Below are 19,118 nucleotides of genomic sequence, written 5' to 3' on the forward strand. Positions count from 1 at the left end.
CGCATCGGCGGACAAGGCTTCGAACACCCGCTGCCAGACACCGGATCGACTCCAGCGCGTGTGCCGCAGGTGGATCACGCGGAAGTCACCAAAGCGTTCGGGAAGATCGCGCCAAGGAATCCCGGCGCGATACCGATACAGCACCGCTTCAACAAACCGCCGGTTGTCCTTGGCGGTCACCCCGACATGGCCCACACGGCCCGGAAGCAGAGGCTCGATGCGAGCCCATTGATCGTCTCGTAGTCCGTAGCGGCGAGTCATCGATGGTCAGCGGTGCCAAGAAGCAACAAGCTTCGCTGATTTAATCAATTGATGACAGGCCCTAGCCGAGCCCGACGTTCTCGGGCTTTTTCGCGGTGATGCCGCGGTAGAACGCGAACACCGGCGCCATGTCGGCGTCCCAGTCGCCGCTCGGCCGGAACAGCGGCCCGGTGCCGACCACCTTGCGCCGGTAGTCGAGGTAGGCGGCGAGCACCGGCACCTGCGCGCTGGCGGCGAGGTGGTAGAAGCCGCGCTTCCATTGCGCGACGTGCGCGCGCGTGCCTTCCGGCGCGAGACCGATCAGCAGGCGCTCGCTGTCGGCGAAGGTCTGTGCCGTCTGACGCACGACGCCGCCCGCGGCGCTGCGGTCGATGGCGATGCCGCCGAGCGCGCGGAAGATCCGGCCCCAGGGGCCGCGGAACAGCGTGTGCTTGGCGAACCAGTGCAGTTCCAGATCGAGCGCGAGGATCGCGGCGAGGCCGTAGACGAAGTCCCAGTTCGACGTGTGCGGGGCGGCGATCACGACCAGCTTCGGTTCGTCGGGCACGTGCACGTCCAGCGTCCAGCCGCCGGCGCGCAGCACGGCGCGGCCGAGCGCACGCAGCAGGGGACGGCGGCGGCGCGGCACGGCGGCGCCGATCTCGATACGGTCATTCATGGGAAACGCCTGGCTCTTTCTCGCAACGGCCTTCGTCCGGCGAAGGCGCTTGTGATGTCGGGGCGCCGGTCTGGCGCCGGCGTGCCGCGCATTATCGGGCAAGCGCCGGCGGATTGCGTGGCGCGCCGGCGAGGCCTACGACAGACGCACGCCGCGCACGGCGCGATGCAGCGCCGCGAGCCGTGCCGCGTCGGGCGCTTCGAGATAGCGGTTGCGCAGGTAGAGCTCGGCGGCCGGCTGCAGCGTCGCCCGCCATTGCGGTCGGGCGGCGAGCACACGCGCGACGAAATCGCGCGGCCCCTCGTCGGCGCGCGGCCGGTAGCCGCGCCGCGCGAGCTGGCGCAGCAGGCGCTGCCATTCGCGCTGCGCGGCGTCGTGCGCCCGCGCCGGCGCGGCGCGGCGCAGCAGCACGAAGCCGAGGATCGCCATCGTCGCGGTCAGCAGCGCGGTCAGGGTCAGGATCATCGTGCGCAGATCGTCGATGCCGAAGCGCTGCAGGAACTGCTGCTGCAGCTCGGGGCCGTAGCCGAGCACCAGTCCGTTCCAGCGCGCGTTGACCCAGTCCCAGCGCGCCTTCAGCGCGTCGCGCCAGGCGGTGCGGCGGACGAGGTAGTCGGGCAGGCCCTCGCCGGCGCCGATCGCCGAGCCGAGGCCGCGCTCGATGCGCGAGGGTGCGATCGCGGCAGTCGGATCGATGCGCTGCCAGCGTCCGTCGAGCCAGACCTCGCTCCAGGCGTGCGCGTCGGCCTGGGTGATGACGTAGTAGCCGCCGGGCTCGTTGAGGGTGCCGCCCTGATAGCCGGTGACGACGCGCGCCGGAATGCCGGCGGCGCGCATCAGCACCGTGAAGGCGCTGCTGTAGTGCTCGCAGAAACCGCGTCGCGTGTCGAACAGGAAGCCGTCGACGCTGTCGCGTGCCAGCGGCGGCGGGCGCAGCGTGTAGACGAAGTTCTCGTCGCGGATCATGCGCAGCGCGCGGGCGGCGATCGCGGCGTCGGCCAGGCCCTGGTCGCGCCACTGCCGCGCCAGCGCCAGCGTGCGCGGGTTGTAGCCGTTCGGCAGGCGCGTGAGCCGCTGGCGCTGGCGTGCGTCGAGCGCCGGCGCGAAGGCGAAGTCCGGATTCGACAGCAGGGTGTAGCGGCGACGCTCGATGATCGGACGGCGCGCGAGCAGCTCGCCGTTGCCGTTGAGGCGCGCGTCCGGCGGCAGATCGACCGCCTGCGGCAGTTCGAGCGCGAGCAGCCAGGGCATGCGACCGGGCTCGAGGGTCAGCTCGTAGCGCACCGGCGTGCCGAGATAGCGGATGTCGCCGTCCAGCAGCGGCGGCGGCGCGCTCCAGCCCTTGCTCCAGGTGCGGCCGTCGAAGCTTTCCAGCACCGGGCCGCGCCAATAACGCTGGGCCGGCGGCGGCGCCGGACCGTCGAAACGCACGCGAAAGGCGACGTCGTCGGATTCGATCAGCGCGGCGATGTCGCCGGGCGCCATCGAATCGCTCAAGCCGCTGCGCGCCGCGCCGGCGTCGGCCGGCAGGCCCCAGATCGGCCCCGGGATGCGCGGGAACAGCACGAACAGCAGCAGCATCAGCGGCAGCGCCTGCGCGACCATCGCGCCGGCGCGGCGCAGCGTCTGCCGCGGCGGCAGCTGGCCGAGATGCTGGCACTCGATCAGCAGCGCCGTGATCGCCAGGCAGCTGAGCAGCAGGTACAGCGAGGTCCAGATTTCCTGCGAGTACAGGAAATGCGTGATGAGCATGAAGTACATCAGGAAGATCATCACCATCACGTCGCGGCGGCCGCGCAGCTCGACCAGCTTGAGCGCCGCCATCACGCACAGCAGCGCGGTGCCGGCGGTCTGGCCGCTGACGCGGCCGAAGCTGGCGTAGACGCCGCCGAGCGCGGCGAACACCAGCGCCGCGCGCAGCAGCTTCGGCGGCATGCGCCACTGCCGGCGCGCGGCGAGCGCGCGCCACAGCAGCAGGGCGGCGATGAAGCCCGATTCCCAGACCGGCAGGCGCATCGCATGCGGCGCGAACACCAGCAGCAGTACCGCGAGCAGGCGCAGCAGCGTGGCGACCGGCAGATAGTCGCCGAGGCCGGCGGGCGCGGCGGGCGCGCTCATGCCTCGGCTCCGTGCAGCGCCAGCGCCTTCAGGCACTGGAAGCGGTGCGCATCGCCGAGACCGGGCGCGATGACGTGCCCGGGCAGGCGCAGGCCGTAGCGCTGCTGCAGGGTCTCGGCGTCGAGCACCCAGCGCGTCAGCTGCGACAGGCGCGCCTCGGTGTCGAGCTGCGGCAGCGCCGACCAGTCGAGCCAGAGATCCTGATCGAGCGTTTCGTGAAACTGCTTGACCAGCGGCTGCGGCGATTTCGGCAGGCTCTTCCAGTGGATCGCGCGCGCGGTGTCGCCGCGCTGGTAAGCGCGCAGGCCGCTGAATTCGTCCTGGCCGGGGCGCTGGCCAGCGTCGAGGCTGCCGTGCCCGGCGGTGCCGGGCGGCAGGCGCCCCGGCGGCGCCGGCTGCGGGAACACCAGCAGCGCGGTGTCGAGTTCGGCCCAGGTCCAGGCGTGGAACAGGCCGAGCGGATATTCGGTCGAGACGCCGAACACGCCGGCGCGCAGCCAGCCGCGGCGCGGCGCCGGCAGCGTCAGCGTCAGCAGCGCGCCGTCCTGCGCCGGCAGGTCGGCGACCGCTTCCGGCGTCGCCGCCGCGCGCGGCCAGGCCAGCGCGATCGACAGTCGCGGCTGCAGCGAGGGGTTGTCGATGCGCACTTCGACCTGCGCGGTCTCGCCGGCGAACAGCGGACGCGCGACGCCGGCGCGCAGTTGCAGGTTGACCAGATTGGCGTGCGTATGATGCATGCCGACCAGGCCCAGGCCGGCGAGCAGGAAGGTCAGCAGGAAGGCCATGCTGTTGCTGTAGTTCATCGCCCCGAGCAGCATCACCAGCAGCATCAGCGTGAAGCCGGCGCCGAAGCGCGTCGGCAGGATGTAGACGCGGTGCCGCGGTATCGCGATCGGGCCCGGCTGGCGTTTGACGCGCGCCATCACCCAGGCGTCGATGCGCGCCTGCGCGGCGCGCAGCGGATGCAGCAACGTCGCCGCGATGCGCCGGATCGGCATCGCGCTCAAGCCGCGCCGGCCCGGCGCCGCGCTGCGGCGGGCCGACGCTGCGCCGCCGGCGTCACGGGATCGCGACCTGGGCGAGGATCGCGGCGGCGCTCGTCGCCGCGCCGTCGCGCTCGGCGGCGGCGACCAGGCGATGGCCGACGACCGCGGCGAATACTGCCTGCACGTCTTCCGGGATCACGCCGCTGCGGCCGTCGATGAAGGCCCAGGCCTGCGCGGCGCGGCGCAGCGCCAGCCCCGCGCGCGGCGACAGGCCCTGGCGCAGGCCCGGCAGCTCGCGCGTGCGCTGCACCAGCGCCAGCAGATAGTCGATCAGCGCCGGCGCGGTGCGCACTGCGCGCACCTGGTCCTGCAGGCCGAGCAGCTGCGCCGGCGTCAGCACCGGCTGCAGCTCGCCGAGCAGGTCGCGGCGTTCGCGCTCCATCAGCAGCTGGCGCTCGGCCTCGGCCGGCGGATAGCCGAGCGAGATGCGCATCAGGAAGCGATCGAGCTGCGATTCCGGCAACGGAAAGGTGCCGAGCTGGTACGAAGGGTTCTGCGTCGCGATCACGAAGAACGGCTCGGGCAGCGCGCGCGTCTCGCCTTCGGCGGTGACCTGGCGCTCTTCCATCGCCTCGAGCAGCGCCGACTGCGTCTTCGGACTGGCGCGATTGACCTCGTCGGCGAGCACCAGCTGCGAAAAGATCGGGCCGGGCACGAAGCGGAAGCCGCCGGTCGCCGTCTCGTACACCGACACGCCGATGATGTCGGCCGGCAGCAGGTCGCTGGTGAACTGCACGCGCTGGAAGTGCAGGCCGAGCACGCGCGCCAGCGCCAGCGCCAGCGTGGTCTTGCCCATGCCGGGCACGTCCTCGATCAGCAGGTGGCCGCGCGCCAGCAGGCAGGCGAGCACTAGACGCAGCTGCGCGTCCTTGCCGAGGATGATCTGGTTGAGGCTGTGCAGGACCGGCGCGACGGGCGAACTCATGCGGCGACTCGACGAATGGCGGGATTTGAACGGCGTTGCGGCAGTGTACCCGCAGGCGCGCGCCGGCTTCGGACGAACGGCAGCACGGACCCGTACGGGTGACCGGCGGCGCGCCGCGGCGTGCTTGCGGTACCCCCAGCCTGCGCCCACCATACGCGCCATCGATCCGGCACCGGAGCCGCCATTGGATTCACGAAACCGCCAGCTGCTGCGCGAAATGCGCGAGGCGACGAGCTACGCGCAGTGGCGTCAGGCCGCCGAGGAGCTCGATCGCCGGCAGGGCTACGAGGACTGGAAGGCCGACGAAGCCTCCGACGATTACGACTGGCGCCTGATCCGTTCGCGCCTGCGGCAGATCCGCCGCTACCGCGAGCAGCACGACGTCGCCAAGCTGGTCCATCACCTGCGCCAGGGCCTGCACTGGAACCTCGGCAATCTCGGCAGCCCGAGCCTCTACGCGCACGCGCACGTCGGCACCAAGCATCTGGTCGGCGAGTACGCGCGCGAGGTGGCGTCGGCCCTGCAATGGGTCTGCGAGACCGAGCTGCCGGAACTGCCGCACGCCGCCAAGCTCAAATTCTTCAACGACATCGCGCTCAGCTACGGACGTTCTGCGCTGATGCTGTCGGGCGGCGCGACGCTCGGCCTGTTCCACGTCGGCGTGGTCAAGGCGCTGTACCGCGAGAACCTGGTGCCGCCGATCATGTCCGGCTCGTCGGCCGGCTCGGTGGTCTGCGCCACGGTCGGCACGCGCGCCGCGCACGAGGTCGAGGACCTGCTCGATCCGGATGCCGCGTACTACCACTTCTGGCGCATCCTGCCGATGCGCGACATCCTGCGCCGCCGCGCGCTGATGGATCAGGACCAGCTGCGCAGCGCGATCGCCGCCAACGTCCGCGACCTGACCTTCGAGCAGGCCCAGCAGCTGTCGGGCCGCACGATCAACATCACGGTGTCGCCGGCCGGTACGCACCAGCAGCCGCGCCTGCTGAACTACCTCACGTTCCCGTACCTGTACGTGCGCGAGGCGGTGCTGGCCTCTTGCGCGGTGCCGCTGCTGTTCCCGCCGGTCATGCTGATGACGCAGGACGAGCACAACGAGCGCGTGCCGTACATGCCGCTGCTGCGCTGGAACGACGGCTCGCTGAAGTCGGACCTGCCGATCCTGCGCATGCGCCGCCTGCACAACGTCAATCACTTCATCGTCAGCCAGACCAATCCGCACGTGCTGCCGTTCGTGTCCGCGCAGCGCGAACCCGGCGAGCGCGGCCTGCGCAACTCGGCGCGCGACTACCTGTATTCGACGGTGCGCGCGCAGAGCAAGAGCCTCGTCGATCTGGCGCGCCAGAATCTGCCGCTCGGCGGCGGCGTGCGGCGCACGCTCGACACCGCCTCGTCGATCCTCGATCAGGACTACCGCGGCAACATCAACATCCTGCCGGAGGTCAGCCTCTGGCGTTATGCCAACGTGACCTCGAATCCGTCGATGGAAGCGGTCAAGCGCTTCATGCTCGAAGGCGAGCGCGCGACCTGGCCGCGCATCGAGATGATCCGCAACCAGACGCTGATCAGCCAGACGCTCGACCAGTGCGTGCGCCTGCTCGAACAGGTGCAGCCGCTGCCGGGCAGCGGCGAACGGCTCGGGCGCCGGCCCGGGCTGCGCGTGGTGCGCACGCGCGAGCAGTAACCAACGCGCTCATTCGGCGCCGGCCGCGTTCCAGCGGCTGGCGCCGTAGACGCCCGGCTTGAACACCGGCAGGGCGACGTCCTCCAGCACGATGCCGTACGGATTCGGATTCGTCAGCACGCCGGCGATCGGCGTCAGCGCGTCGCCGAGCGGCGTCGGCAGCGGCGTGTCGGCCAGATAGCGGATCAGTCCGCCGGGCAGCAGCTGGGTCAGCGAGCTCAGCGACAGCAGCACCGAATACTCGACATGCTGTTCGTAGAACAGCAGGCCGATCTCGTCGCCGGCCTGCAGGACCTCGCCGACCGCCGGCAGCATGAACGGATCGGCCGCGTCGAGGAAGGCGTTGTGCGTGCGCGTGCCCTCGCCGATGCCGAGTACCTGATCGTCGATCAGGTAGACGCGGTCGCCGCGGCGCAGGCCGAGGCCGACGATCGCGATCGGCGCGTGCGTGGCGCCGCTGCCCGCCGTCACCGTCACGCGGCCGACGGTCGGCACGCCGGCGAGTACGTAGCCGTCCTCGTCGATGCGCGTCAGGACCTCGAAGTGCGCACGCGCCTGCGCGGCCGGCACGTCGACTGCGATGCGCGCGGCGCCGACCGCCAGCGCGCCGCGTCCGGACAGGCTGCCGACCGGCATCGAGTCGAGCGCGACGCCGATTTCCGGGCCGGCCGGCGCGTCCGGCGAGGCCTGCACCGACAGGCAGACGCGCGGGATCGCATCGAGCGCCGCGCTCGGCCAGCCCTTCAGATAGCGGTCGTACCAGGCCAGCAAGGCGTACACGCCCTGCACGCCGCCGCAGTTGGCGGTGCCGTCGACCTGCTGCGCGAACGGCGACAGGTGGCCGCTTTCCATCGACACCAGGCGCGCGTCGCCGCCGGCCTCGCGGAAATAGCGCCAGTTCAGATAGCCCTCGGTGAGATTGAACAGGCCGTCGCGATTGCCTTGCAGGAACAGCGCCGGCACCGGCCGCAGCCGCGCCGCGCTTTCGCCGTAGCCCCAGGGCTGGCCGGCCTGCTGCCGGCTGCGGAAGTAGTGCATGCCGCGGCCGAGCAGGGCGGTGATCTCGCTTTCGTCGACCGGCCGCGGCCGCGCCGTCGCCCGCGCCGCGCGCGCGACGAGCTCGTCGTAGGTGCGCGCCGTGAACGAAGTCGGATTGCGGGCGCCGGCCTGGTTGCACAGCGTGTCGATGGCCGGCGTGTTGATCGTGCCGATCAGCGCGCCGTCCGAAGGCACCGCCGCGAACAGGCAGAGCAGCTGCATCCACGACTGCTTGAGAGCGCCTTCGGCGGCGACGCTGTGCTGCAGCTCGTACCAGGTCGCGACCGGCGCGATCGCGTCGATGCGGCGATCGAGTGCGGCGAGCGGCATCTGCGCGCCGCCGCCGTAGCTGTAGCCCATGGTGCCGACGTGCAGATCCTTGGCGATGCCGCTGCGCGGCTGGGTCCACAGCTGCAGCTCGTCGGCGTGGTCGTAAAGCCAGTCGAGCAGGGCGCGCGCGTCCCGGGTTTCGAAGTCGGGATCGTTGAGGCGCGCGTAGCCGCCGCCGTTGCGCGGCTGGCTTTCGCCATGGCCGCGCTGGTCCCAGCTGACGACGACGTAGTTGTGATAGGCGAGCGCGGTCGCCATCTCGTCGATCGCGTCGAGGCCGTTGTGCTGCGGATACAGCGTGCCGTCGGCGGCGAGCGCCGTCTGCCGCGAGCCGCCGTAGCCGTGCGTGTGCAGCACGACGGGGAAGCGCTCGTCCGCGCAGCGCGGCGGCAGCATCACGGTGAAGTAGATCTGCGTGCTCGGCAGCGGATCGCGCAGCGGGTCCGAATCCTGCGCGACCGGACTGGTGAACTGGTAGTCGCGCGCCTCGGCCGGCAGCGGCTGCGCGCAATCGAGGTCGACGAAGACCTCGTCCGACGTGTCCGGCGATGGTGAACGGCCGCAGGCCTGCAGCAACGCGACCAGCAGCAGCGCGCCGAGCGCGCGCGCCGCAATGAAATGGACGGACATCGATTTCCCCCGGTCTGGTGTCTGCGGACACGACGCGCTGCTGCGCGCACCGGCCCGTCTATCGCCGGGATCAGCAGAAAGCGGGCCACGAACACCGGGCCCGCGCAGGGAAAATCAGCCTATTGGCAAGCTGCTCGGCCGCCTGTTGAGGCGGCCTGCCGGCCCCGCCGGTCGCATCGGCGGGGCCGGCGGGCGCGCTACAGCGCGCGAATGCGTGCTTCCTGATCCTTCAGCGCGGCGATGTCGGCCTGCTGCTTGGCGTTGAGTTCGCGGGCCTGCTGCTGCACCGCTTCCGGCGCCTTGCCGAAGCTCGGGTTGGCGATGCGCGCGCTGGTTTTCTCGAAATCGCTCTCGAGCTTGGCGATCTGCTTGGCGAGGCGCGCCAGTTCGGCGTCCTTGTCGATCAGGCCGGCCATCGGCACCAGCAGCTTGGCGCTGCCGAGCAGGGCGGTCGCCGACTGCGGCGCCGCCTCGCCGGGACCGAGCACGCGCGGCGTCTCGACGCGGGCGAGGAATTCGATCGCCTTTTCCATCTTCGCGAGCCGCGCGAGATCGTCGGCGCCGGCGTCCTGCACCAGCAGCGGCAGCGGCTTGCCCGGCGCGATATTCATCTCGCCGCGGATCTGGCGCACGCCGAGGATCAGTGCCTTCAGCCACTCGATGTCGACCTCGGCGGCCTCGTCGATCTTCGCCGCGTCGGCGAGCGGGTAGGGCCGGTGCATGATGGTCGTCTGGTCCGCCGGCACGCCGGCCAGTGGCGCGACGCGCTGCCAGATTTCCTCGGTAATGAACGGCATCAGCGGATGCAGCAGGCGCAGCCAGGCTTCGAGCACGCGCACCAGCGTGCGTCGCGTGCCGCGCTGCTGGGCCTCGCTGCCCTGCTGCAGCGCCGGCTTGCTCAGCTCCAGATACCAGTCGCAGTACTCGTTCCAGATGAACTGGTAGAGCGCGGTCGCGAGCAGATCGAAGCGATAAGTCGCGAAGTGCTCGGCGGCTTCGGCTTCGAGCTTCTGCAGCCGCGAGACGATCCAGCGGTCGGCGTCGGACAGCTCGACCGGCAGCGTGGCGTCGAGCCCGCAATCGCGGCTTGCGCCTTGCGCCGACGCCCCTTCTGGCGTCGTGCCTTCCGGCGCGTCCGGCGCGATGTTCATCAGCACGTAGCGCGCCGCGTTCCAGATCTTGTTGCAGAAGTTGCGGTAGCCGGCGGCGCGGCCGGCGTCGAAGCGGATGTCGCGACCCTGCGTGGCCAGCGCCGCGAAGGTGAAGCGCAGCGCGTCGACGCCGACCGCCTCGATGCCCTTCGGATAATCCTTGCGCGTCTTGGCTTCGATCTTCGGCGCGGTCTCCGGCTTCATCAGGCCGGTCGTGCGCTTCTTGACGAGTTCATCGAGCGAGATGCCGTCCACCACATCCAGCGGGTCGAGGACATTGCCCTTCGACTTCGACATCTTGTTGCCTTCCGGATCGCGGACCAGGCCGGTGATGTAGACCTCGCGGAACGGCACGTCCTTCAGGAAGTACTGGCCCATCATCACCATGCGCGCGACCCAGAAGAAGATGATGTCGAAGCCGGTGACGAGCACGCTCGACGGGTACCACTTCTTCAGCGCTTCGGTCTGCTCCGGCCAGCCGAGCGTCGCCATCGGCCAGATGTCGGAGCTGAACCAGGTGTCGAAGACGTCTTCGTCCTGGCGCAGCTTCAGGTCCGCGGCGAGCCGGTGTTTGGCGCGCACCTCGGCCTCGTCGCGGCCGACGTAGACATTGCCAGCCTCGTCATACCAGGCCGGGATGCGGTGGCCCCACCACAGCTGGCGGCTGATGCACCAGTCCTGGATGTTGTGCAGCCAGTGGAAGTAGGTGCTCTTCCAGTTGTCCGGCACGAAGCGGATGCGGCCGGATTCGACCGCGTCGATCGCCGGCTTGGTGATCGCCGCATAGCCGCCCGGCCGGCCGTCGGCGAGGGTTTCGCGCGTCAGGTCGACGAACCACTGATCCGTCAGGTACGGCTCGACGACGGCGCCGCTGCGGTCGCCGCGCGGCACCTTGAGCTTGTGGTCCTCGATCTTGTCGACGAGGCCGAGCGCTTCGAGGTCGGCGACGATCTGTTTGCGCGCGACGTAGCGGTCGAGGCCGCGGTAGGTCGCCGGCGCCTCGTCGTTGATCGTCGCGGTCGGCGTGAAGATATTGATCAGCGGCAGCTGGTGACGTTGGCCGAGCGCATAGTCGTTGAAGTCGTGCGCCGGCGTGATCTTCACGCAGCCGGTGCCGAACTCGCGGTCGACGTAATCGTCGGCGATGATCGGGATCTCGCGATGGGTCAGCGGCAGCCGCACGGTCTTGCCGACCAGATGCCGGTAGCGCTCGTCTTCCGGATGCACGGCGACGGCGGTGTCGCCGAGCATCGTTTCCGGACGCGTGGTGGCGACGACGATGTAATCCTTGCCGTCGGCGGTTTGCGCGCCGTGCGCGAGCGGATAGCGGAAATGCCAGAGCTTGCCGTTTTCTTCCTCGCTGACGACTTCGAGGTCGGAGATCGCGGTCAGCAGCACCGGGTCCCAGTTGACGAGGCGCTTGCCGCGATAGATCAGGCCGGCCTCGTGCAGCCGCACGAAGTGCTCGACGACGGCCTTGGAGTACGACGGGTCCATCGTGAACGCTTCGCGCGACCAGTCGACCGAGCTGCCCATGCGGCGGATCTGGCTGCCGATCGTGCCGGCCGAGTACTTCTTCCACTCCCAGACCTTGTCGACAAACTTCTCGCGGCCGAGTTCGAGGCGCGGCGGCTCGCCGGCGAGCTTGAGATTGCGCTCGACGACCATTTGCGTGGCGATGCCGGCGTGATCGGTGCCCGGCTGCCACAGCGTGTCGCGGCCCTGCATGCGGGCATGGCGGATCAGCGCGTCCATCACCGTGTGCTGGAAGGCGTGGCCCATGTGCAGCGTGCCGGTGACGTTCGGCGGCGGGATCATGATGCTGTACGGCTCGCCGTGGCCGGACGGGGCGTAGCAGCCGTTCTGTTCCCAGAACTCGCGCCAGCGCGCTTCGACATCGCGCGGTTCGAAAGTCTTGTCCATGGAGCGTCTTGAAGTCGTGGGCGGCGCGCGCGAACGGATCGCGCGCAAAAAAGGGGCGTTATTCTAGGGCTTGCGGGCGTGGCCCGCGCAGCTCAGCGCGACTGGCAGTCGGGCCCGCGCGTGACCTCGACGCCGGCGACCGTGCCGCCGGCACCCGGCAGCAGTACGACCTGGTCGCGGTTCTCGCAGGCGAAGCTGATCTTGGCCGGGCGCTTCGTGCACTGCATGAAGCGGGCGTCCTCGTGGTCGCGGCCGCTCTCGTCGGTGTAGGCGCCGCGCTTGAACGGGCCGCAAGAGAAATTGAGGCTGGACAGGCGCGCCGTGGCTTCCTCGAAGTCGAGACCGATCGGCACCTCGCGGTGCACGCGGCTGACGACGTCCGGCTCCGGCGTCTGGCTGAAATAGCTGCAGGCGGCGAGCAGGCCGGCGAGCGCCAGCAGCGGCAGCCGGAGGATGGAAGCGGAGAGCGGGCGTGTGATCACAGGTTGTGGGTGGCCAGTTCGTAGCCACGGTCGCGGTAGAACTTGTAGCGCTCGCGGGATTTCGCGCGACCCTGCGGGTCGGCGGCGACGATCTCGAGTACGCGCTCGAAGCGGCTGAAGAAATCCGGCACGTCCAGGCCCAGGTTGAGCATCACGCCGTGGTGGCTGTCCGGCGGTTCGCTGTCGCCGATCAGTACCGTCGGCAGCGGGGCGTCCGGCGCGCGCCCGGCGTGGCGCTCGTGGGCGATGAAGCCGCCCTGGCGATAGGTCCACAGGGCGATGTCGAGATCCTCGGCCAGCGCCGGATCGGGGACGCGCGCGTAAATGCGATGACCGCCGGCGCTGGCTTTCTCGCACAGCTTGCAGGCGGTCAGCACCGGACCGCCGGTCTCGGCCGCGCCTTCCCGGAGGATGTAGAAATCGATCCGCGTCATGCGCCCATTCTATGCGAACGGGCGAGGCTCAATCGTGGCGGCGCCGCGACGGCGTGTAGGGGCGATCGCCGACGAAGCGGGCCTGCGGCCGGAACTGCTCGCCGAGCAGCGCCAGCTGCGGGAGGTCGAAACGGGTGCGGATGCGGGCCAGGTCGAGGACGGTCCAGTCGAGCAGGTCGGTCTGGAACGGCCGGCCTTCGAGCTGGGCGTCGGTCCGGGCATCGGGCGTTTTCGACAGCCAGACGAAGAACGGTACGGTGACGCCCGGTTCGCTCAAGGTGTGGCCGGCGAAATCGCGCGTGTGGCCGACTTCCTGGGCGTGGTCGGAGGTATAGAGGAAGGCGCCGGAGCGGCTGTCGTCGTCGGCTTTGAAGCTGCGCAGCAGGCGCGCGATGACGGCGTCCTGGTAGAGCATGGCGTTGTCGTAGCTGTTGCGTTGCAGGCGCACCCAGGGCGAGCGTGCGTCCTTGCGCATCTGCTCGATCACCGCGTCATCGACGCCGGAGAAGTGCTTGTACTCGGGCGGCGAACGCATTTCGTAGTGCGGATGCGCGCCGAGCAGGTGGACGACGATCAGCTTGCGCGGCGCGTCGTCGCGCAGCGCCTCTTCCCACGGCGGCAACACGCCTTCGTCGAGCTTGCGATCGCCGCGCGAGCCGCCGCTGTTGACGATGCGCACGACGTCGGCCTCGGCCGCGAAGCGCGGGTTGATGTAGCGGTCATGCTGGTTGGAGATCCAGTAGGTCTTGTAGCCGGCCGCCTTGGCGAGCAGCAGCACGCTCGGTTCGGCCTCATCGTCGAGCGGGTGGTCGACCTCGGCCGGCGTCAGCATCAGCCGGAACGAGGCGACCGTGCCGGAGGCGCCGGAGATCACGTCCTGGAACACCACGGCGTCGGCGGTTTCGCGCAGCAGCTGCGGCGTGGTCGCGCGCGGATAGCCGTAGAGCTGCCAGTTCCAGCGGTTGGTGCTTTCGCCGATCACCAGGACGACGGTATTGCGCGCCGGGCCGACGTAGGTCGGCTGCCACTCCGGCAGCTTGCGCTCGGCGAGCAGGCGCTTCTCGTCGATCTGTTCGATCTTGTCCTGGAAGCGCTGATACTGCGCCAGCTGGCTGGGCCAGAACAGCAGCGGATTGGCGCGGCGGAAAGTGGGGTTGGCGTGCAGGCCGACGAAGATCACCAACAGGCCGACCGCCCATCGGGCCCGGGCGTGGCGCAACCTTTCGCCGTCGGCGCGCAGATAGAGCAGCGCGGCGAACAGCAGCAGGCCGGCGAGCAGGAACTGCGCGATCTGCGCCCCGTATTGGCTGAAGAATTCGAGACTCTCGTCGACCGAGGTGTTGCCGATCGCATCGAGCACCAGCACCGTGTCCGGCTTGGTCTGATAGAGAGCGATCAGGAAGCCCTTGAGCGCGAGGTCGACGGCGAAGGCGGCGCACCAGAGGCGGTAGCCGATGCGCTGCGCCGCCGGATGGGCGAGGCGCAGCAGCGGGTAGCCGCCGAGCAGGAAGACGAGCGCCGCCTTGGCCGCTTCGCGCCAGCCGGCGTCGAGCAGCAGGTAGGCACACAGGACCACCGCGCCGGCGAGCGGCAGGCCGTAGCGTCGTGCCCAAGTGGCACCGCGCGGCCAGGCCGCGATCAAGGCCGCATTCATCGAATCACTTCCCCGAACCCCATGCGATCGTATTGCAGTTTGCGTGCCGTCCGCTGATGGAGGCGCGAGGGCGCCGGGCCGTACCGGCGCCGCCGTGCGCCGTGGTCCGAGGGCCTGTCAGCGTTAACGGGCCCTAGTCCTGTTCCTTCTTGGCGGCGACGTTGACCAGATACTGCGTCAGCAGCGGCACCGGCCGTCCCGTCGACTTCTTGCCGATCGAGGCGGTGCCGGCGACGTCGAGATGCGCCCACTTCATCTTCTTGGTGAAGCGGTGCAGGAAGGTCGCGCCGATGATCGCGCCGGCTTCGCGGGCGCCGCGCGTGGCGATGTTGGCGACGTCGGCGAACTCGCTCTTGATGTTTTCGTCGTATTCCGGCCACAGCGGCAGTTCCCAGGCGCGGTCGCCGACCTGCTCGCCGGCGTTCAGCAGCGCGCGGCCCAGCGCCGGCGTATTGCTGAACAGGCCCGAGGCGACGCTGCCGAGTGCGACCACGCAGGCGCCGGTCAGCGTCGCCATGTCGATGCAGGTGACCGGCTCGTACTCCTTCTCGACGTAGCTGAGCGCGTCGCAGAGGATCAGGCGGCCTTCGGCGTCGGTGTTGAGCACCTCGATCGTGATGCCGGCCATGCTGGTGACGATGTCGCCCGGCTTGTTGGCGTCGCCGTTGATGAGGTTCTCGCTTGCGGCGACCACGCCGACGACGTTGATCGGCAGCTTGAGTTCGGCGATCGCGGTCAGCGTGCCGAACACTGCGGCGCCGCCGCACATGTCGAATTTCATCTCGTCCATCTGCGCCGCCGGCTTGATCGAGATGCCGCCGGCGTCGAAGGTCAGACCCTTGCCGACCAGCGCGATCGGCCGCTCGCCCTTGGGCCCCTTCAGGTATTCCATGACGATCAGCTTCGGCGGCTGGCTGGAGCCCTTGGCGACCGACAGCAGCGCGCCCATGCCGAGCTTTTCCATCTCGGGCTTGTCGAGGATCTTGGTCTTGATCGGGTACTGCGTCGCCAGCTGTTTGGCGCGCTCGGCGAGATAGGTCGGCGTGCAGATGTTGCCCGGCAGGTTGCCGAGATCCTTGGCCAGCGCCACGCCCTTGGCGATCGCCAGCGCCTCGGCGAGGCCGCGCTCGCCGGCCGGCAGGTCGGAGCGGCGCGGCACGTCGAAGGTATAGCGTTCGAGCTTCGGCGGCTGAACCTCTTCGCGCGCGCGCGCGCCGCGGCATTCGTCGAAGCTGTAGAAGACGTCCTCGGTGGCGGTCAGCGCGTGGGCGACGTTCCACTGGAAGTCGCGATTCTTGATCGTCAGGTGCGTCAGGTAGGACACCGCATCGATCGCGCCGGTCTGGCGCAGCGCGCGGGCGACGGCCGCCTGAACCTTGCGGAACGCGGTTTCGTCAAAGTTGCGTTCCTTGCCGAGACCGACGAGCATCACGCGATCCGCGAAAGTGCCCGCGACGTTGTGCAGGATCAGCGTCGAGCCGAGCTTGCCGTCCATGTCGCCGCGGCGCATCACCGTGGCGATCGCGCCGTCGCTGACGCGGTCGATCGTCTCGGCGGCCTCGGTCGGCGAACGGCGATCAAAAATGCCGACGATGACGCACGCGACGCGCTGTTTTTCGGGATTTCCGCTTTTTACAAAGTATTCCATGGACGGACTCGGCTCTTTGAGGCTCTTCAGGTTTCACGCGACTCCGGGCCGACCTGCCCTCGATACTGGGGCAGCGGCAGCCAGGGCCGAAAAACCTTTTAGAATGTGAGAAGTTTCACATTCTAGCGCTTGAATCCGCCGGAACAAGCAGGGGAATTCCCGATTTACCGTTTTCCGGCGGTCGAATTTGAATGATCCGCCTGCGCGGGGTGAGGTGACGGCAGGGCGCGTGGGCCGCGCCGGCGGTCATCCTCCTGGCGCGGGCGGGAACGACGTTTGGAGAGAGATGAAAGGCGTACTCGGACGCTATCTGCTGCGTGAGGCGGGCAGTGCCTGGCTCGGCGTGACGCTGGTGCTGCTGGCGATCATGCTGTCGACACGATTCGCCCGCTATCTGGCGCAGGCGGCTGCCGGCGAGCTGCCGCAGAACCTGCTGCTGCAGGTGGCGGCGCTGTCGAGCCTGCAATATCTGGTGCTGCTGATTCCGGTATCGCTGCTGCTCGCCGTGATGATGGCGCTCGGACGCCTGTACCAGGACAACGAGATCGCGGCGATGACGGGCTGCGGCGTGGGACTGTGGCCGCTGTACCGGCCGTTTCTGCTGCTCGGCGCCGGCCTGGCGGTGCTGACCGCGCTGCTCGCGTTCCAGGTCGGGCCCTGGGCGGGCCGCACCTCGGATTACCTCGTCAAGGACGCGGTGCGCTTCATCAAGTTCAATCCGTTCGAGGAAGGCCATTTCAAGTCGATCGCCGACGGCCGCGCCGTGGTCTTCACCGAGCGGATGAGCGCCGACGGCAGTCAGCTCGACAATGTCATCGCCGAAGTGCGCGAGGCGCACGGCGCCAGCTTCGTCACGGCGCGCAGCGGCTCGCAGTCCGTCGATGCCGCCACGGGTGCGCGCGAAGTCGTGCTCGAGCAGGGCTACCGCTACGTCGGCGAGCCGGGCACGACCCGCTTCGATGTCATGCACTTCGATCGGCTGACGACCCATATCAACCCGCCGGCGTTTCTCTACAGCAGTTCCAAGCGCAAGATCCAGCCGACCGGCGAACTGCTCGGCACCGGTGATCCGCGCGACCGTGCGGAACTCGAATGGCGCATCGGTGCGCCGATTGCGGTGTTCGTGCTGGCCCTGCTGGCGGTACCGCTGTCGTACGTGCGGCCGCGCCAGGGGCGCTACGGCAAGCTGGTGCTCGGCATCGTCGCCTACCTGATTTATTCGCAGCTGATGGGCATCGCGCAGTCCTGGGTCGCCAAGGACAAGCCGATCGGCGCGCTCGGCCTGTGGTGGGTGCACGGGCTGATGCTGGCGCTCGCGCTGTTCCTGATCGCGCGACAGCAGAACTGGCTGCGCCTGCGTGGCCGCCGGAGCCGCGCATGACCCGGCGCCTGACGCAGCATCTGGTCACGCACATCGCCAGCTTCTCGGCGATCGTCGCGCTGGCGCTGGTGGCGATCTACACCTTCATCAGCTTCGTCTCCGAGATCGACCAGGCCGGGCAGGGCGGCTTCGGCGTGGTCCAGCTGCTGTACTACACGGTCATGATGGTGCCGACCGGCCTGTATACGCTGATGCCGGTCATCGCCCTGCTCGGCACCCTGATGGGGCTCGGCACGCTGGCGGCGCAGAACGAGATCACGGCGATGCGCGCGGCCGGCATGACGGTGATGCAGATCGGCGCGGCGGCGCTGCTGGCCGGCGTGCTGTTCGGCGGACTCGAAGTGCTGCTCGGCGACGTGCTCGCGCCGGCCGGCACGCAGGCGGCGCGCGATTTTCGCGACCAGGCCAAGGACGGTGCGCCGGCCGGTCTGGCGACGCGCCCGGTCTGGCTGCGCGACGGCTCCGCCGTCATGCACATCGGCACGCTGATCTCGGAGCGCGAAGTCGCCGAGCTGGAGATCTACCAGCTCGGCGACGATCTTTCCCTGCAGTCCGTGCTGCGCGCCGAGCACGGCGAGTACGTCGACGGGCATTGGCGCCTGACCGGCATTGCCCGCACGCGCTTCGAGGGCGAGCACGCGGTCGCCGAGCACCTCGATCAGCTCGACAGCCAGGGGCACCTGTCGCCCGACGTCCTGCGCCTGTTCGTGCTCGAGGCCGACAGCCTGACGACGCCGGGCCTGATGCGGCTGATCGCCTATCTCGACCGCAACGGTCTCGACACGCGCAGCTACCGGCTGTCGCTGTGGCGCAAGATCGTCACGCCGTTGACCGTGGTGGCGATGATGCTGTTCGCGGTGCCATTCGTGATCGGCTCGCAGCGCGGCGGTGGCGCCGGTCAGCGACTGCTGGTCGGCATCGTCGTCGGCCTAGTGTTCTACGTCGTCAATGAGGTCACCGCGAGCATCGGGCAGATCCTCGGCTGGCCGCCCTTGCTCGCGGCCGGCCTGCCGACGCTGGCGCTGGCCGGCCTCGCGGCCTGGCGTCTGCAGCGCGCGCGTTGACTTCGGTCAATACACTTTGTTACGCCGGACGGCGCGCGCGGATTCATAATGTGTTCAGTGCCGCACGGCAATGCTGCGTAATGCCCGCGGTGGTTTATCAGGAGCATGACCATGGTGGCTTTCCCCCTTCGTTCCGCGCCGCGGCCGCGGCTGCTGATGCTCGCGGCGGTCGCCACGCTCGCCGCCTGTGCGACGGCGACGCCCTACCAGCCTGCCGAACGCGGTTACGGCTACAGCGAGCAGCGCATCGAGCAGAACCGCTACCGCGTGACCTTCACGGGCAACTCCGATACGCCGAAGCAGACCGTCGAGAACTATCTGCTGTACCGCGCCGCCGAGCTGACGCTGCAGTCGGGGTACGATTACTTCGTGCTCGTCACCGACAGCACCGAGGCCAACACGCGCTATCTGCAGAGCTTCAGCGGCTACTACGGCTGGGGCAGCTACTACTGGTATCCGCGCGGCATGTACGGCGGCCTCGGCACGACGACGGCCACGCCGATCACCGAGTACGAGGCGCAAGCCAACGTCGTGATGTTCGCCGGCAAGAAGAAGGACGACGACGTCAAAGCCTTTGACGCCCGCCAGGTGCGGACCAATCTCGAGCCGCAGGTCGTGCGGCCGAAGCCGAAGCCGTAACGCGCGCCGTCACCTCGGGCGGGCGCGGCCGGCAGGCGTGGCCGGCGTG

Annotated in this window: 15 protein-coding genes; 4 read left to right on the forward strand and 11 right to left on the reverse strand. The window is 69.3% G+C overall.

Annotated features, from left to right (window positions below; all coding sequences use genetic code 11):
- From K343_RS23770 to K343_RS0100020, 5 genes are all read right to left on the reverse strand, one after another.
- On the reverse strand, window positions 1–261 hold a 261-nt coding region (locus tag K343_RS23770; protein ID WP_154662403.1), incomplete at its 3' end, for a transposase.
- A gap of 61 nt (window positions 262–322) precedes the next feature.
- Entirely contained in the window at window positions 323–919 is a 597-nt protein-coding gene (locus tag K343_RS0100005) for a lysophospholipid acyltransferase family protein (RefSeq protein WP_028006330.1), read from the reverse strand.
- Between the two features lie 135 nt (window positions 920–1,054).
- The gene (locus K343_RS0100010; protein WP_028006331.1) at window positions 1,055–3,037 is read right to left on the reverse strand and encodes a transglutaminase TgpA family protein; all 1,983 of its coding nucleotides are present in this window, start codon (window positions 3,035–3,037) and stop codon (window positions 1,055–1,057) included.
- Window positions 3,034–4,044 (reverse strand): DUF58 domain-containing protein, encoded by a 1,011-nt coding sequence (locus K343_RS0100015; RefSeq protein WP_161628839.1) that lies wholly within the window; start codon window positions 4,042–4,044, stop codon window positions 3,034–3,036. Before K343_RS0100015 ends, K343_RS0100010 begins: the two co-directional genes overlap by 4 nt.
- Before the next feature lie 52 nt (window positions 4,045–4,096).
- Window positions 4,097–5,008, reverse strand: coding sequence for an AAA family ATPase (locus K343_RS0100020; RefSeq protein ID WP_028006333.1), 912 nt, complete (start codon window positions 5,006–5,008; stop codon window positions 4,097–4,099).
- Between the two features lie 184 nt (window positions 5,009–5,192).
- On the opposite strand from K343_RS0100020, the gene K343_RS20175 reads away from it, so the two are divergent.
- Window positions 5,193–6,695 (forward strand): DUF3336 domain-containing protein, encoded by a 1,503-nt coding sequence (locus K343_RS20175; protein WP_245585078.1) that lies wholly within the window; start codon window positions 5,193–5,195, stop codon window positions 6,693–6,695.
- A gap of 9 nt (window positions 6,696–6,704) precedes the next feature.
- Here K343_RS20175 and K343_RS0100030 read toward each other — a convergent pair whose 3' ends face one another.
- The 6 genes from K343_RS0100030 to K343_RS0100055 form a co-directional block, all read right to left on the reverse strand.
- Window positions 6,705–8,693 carry a CocE/NonD family hydrolase gene (locus K343_RS0100030; protein ID WP_028006334.1) on the reverse strand — a complete coding sequence of 663 codons (1,989 nt, stop codon included), beginning with the start codon at window positions 8,691–8,693 and terminating at the stop codon, window positions 6,705–6,707.
- A 197-nt stretch (window positions 8,694–8,890) separates the two neighbouring features.
- Complete coding sequence (locus K343_RS0100035; protein WP_028006335.1) at window positions 8,891–11,767, reverse strand: valine--tRNA ligase; 2,877 nt, start codon at window positions 11,765–11,767, stop codon at window positions 8,891–8,893.
- Window positions 11,768–11,859: 92 nt separating this feature from the next.
- Window positions 11,860–12,249, reverse strand: coding sequence for a hypothetical protein (locus tag K343_RS0100040; RefSeq protein ID WP_028006336.1), 390 nt, complete (start codon window positions 12,247–12,249; stop codon window positions 11,860–11,862).
- Window positions 12,246–12,683 (reverse strand): DNA polymerase III subunit chi, encoded by a 438-nt coding sequence (locus K343_RS0100045; RefSeq protein ID WP_028006337.1) that lies wholly within the window; start codon window positions 12,681–12,683, stop codon window positions 12,246–12,248. Before K343_RS0100045 ends, K343_RS0100040 begins: the two co-directional genes overlap by 4 nt.
- A 28-nt stretch (window positions 12,684–12,711) precedes the next feature.
- The gene (locus tag K343_RS0100050; protein ID WP_051277785.1) at window positions 12,712–14,337 is read right to left on the reverse strand and encodes a phosphoethanolamine transferase; all 1,626 of its coding nucleotides are present in this window, start codon (window positions 14,335–14,337) and stop codon (window positions 12,712–12,714) included.
- A gap of 133 nt (window positions 14,338–14,470) precedes the next feature.
- Window positions 14,471–15,985: a leucyl aminopeptidase gene (locus tag K343_RS0100055; protein ID WP_028006339.1), complete on the reverse strand. Its 1,515-nt coding sequence runs from the start codon at window positions 15,983–15,985 to the stop codon at window positions 14,471–14,473.
- A gap of 286 nt (window positions 15,986–16,271) precedes the next feature.
- Between K343_RS0100055 and lptF the strand changes: the two genes are divergently transcribed.
- From lptF to K343_RS0100070, 3 genes are all read left to right on the forward strand, one after another.
- Window positions 16,272–17,366, forward strand: coding sequence for an LPS export ABC transporter permease LptF (gene lptF, locus K343_RS0100060; protein ID WP_028006340.1), 1,095 nt, complete (start codon window positions 16,272–16,274; stop codon window positions 17,364–17,366).
- Window positions 17,363–18,430, forward strand: a complete 1,068-nt coding sequence (gene lptG / locus K343_RS0100065; RefSeq protein ID WP_028006341.1) for an LPS export ABC transporter permease LptG — start codon at window positions 17,363–17,365, stop codon at window positions 18,428–18,430. Before lptF ends, lptG begins: the two co-directional genes overlap by 4 nt.
- Before the next feature lie 111 nt (window positions 18,431–18,541).
- Complete coding sequence (locus tag K343_RS0100070; RefSeq protein WP_245585079.1) at window positions 18,542–19,069, forward strand: CC0125/CC1285 family lipoprotein; 528 nt, start codon at window positions 18,542–18,544, stop codon at window positions 19,067–19,069.
- The last annotated feature ends 49 nt before the right edge of the window (window positions 19,070–19,118 follow it).

This window comes from Solimonas flava DSM 18980, from assembly GCF_000426685.1.
Classification (GTDB): Bacteria; Pseudomonadota; Gammaproteobacteria; order Nevskiales; family Nevskiaceae; genus Solimonas; species Solimonas flava.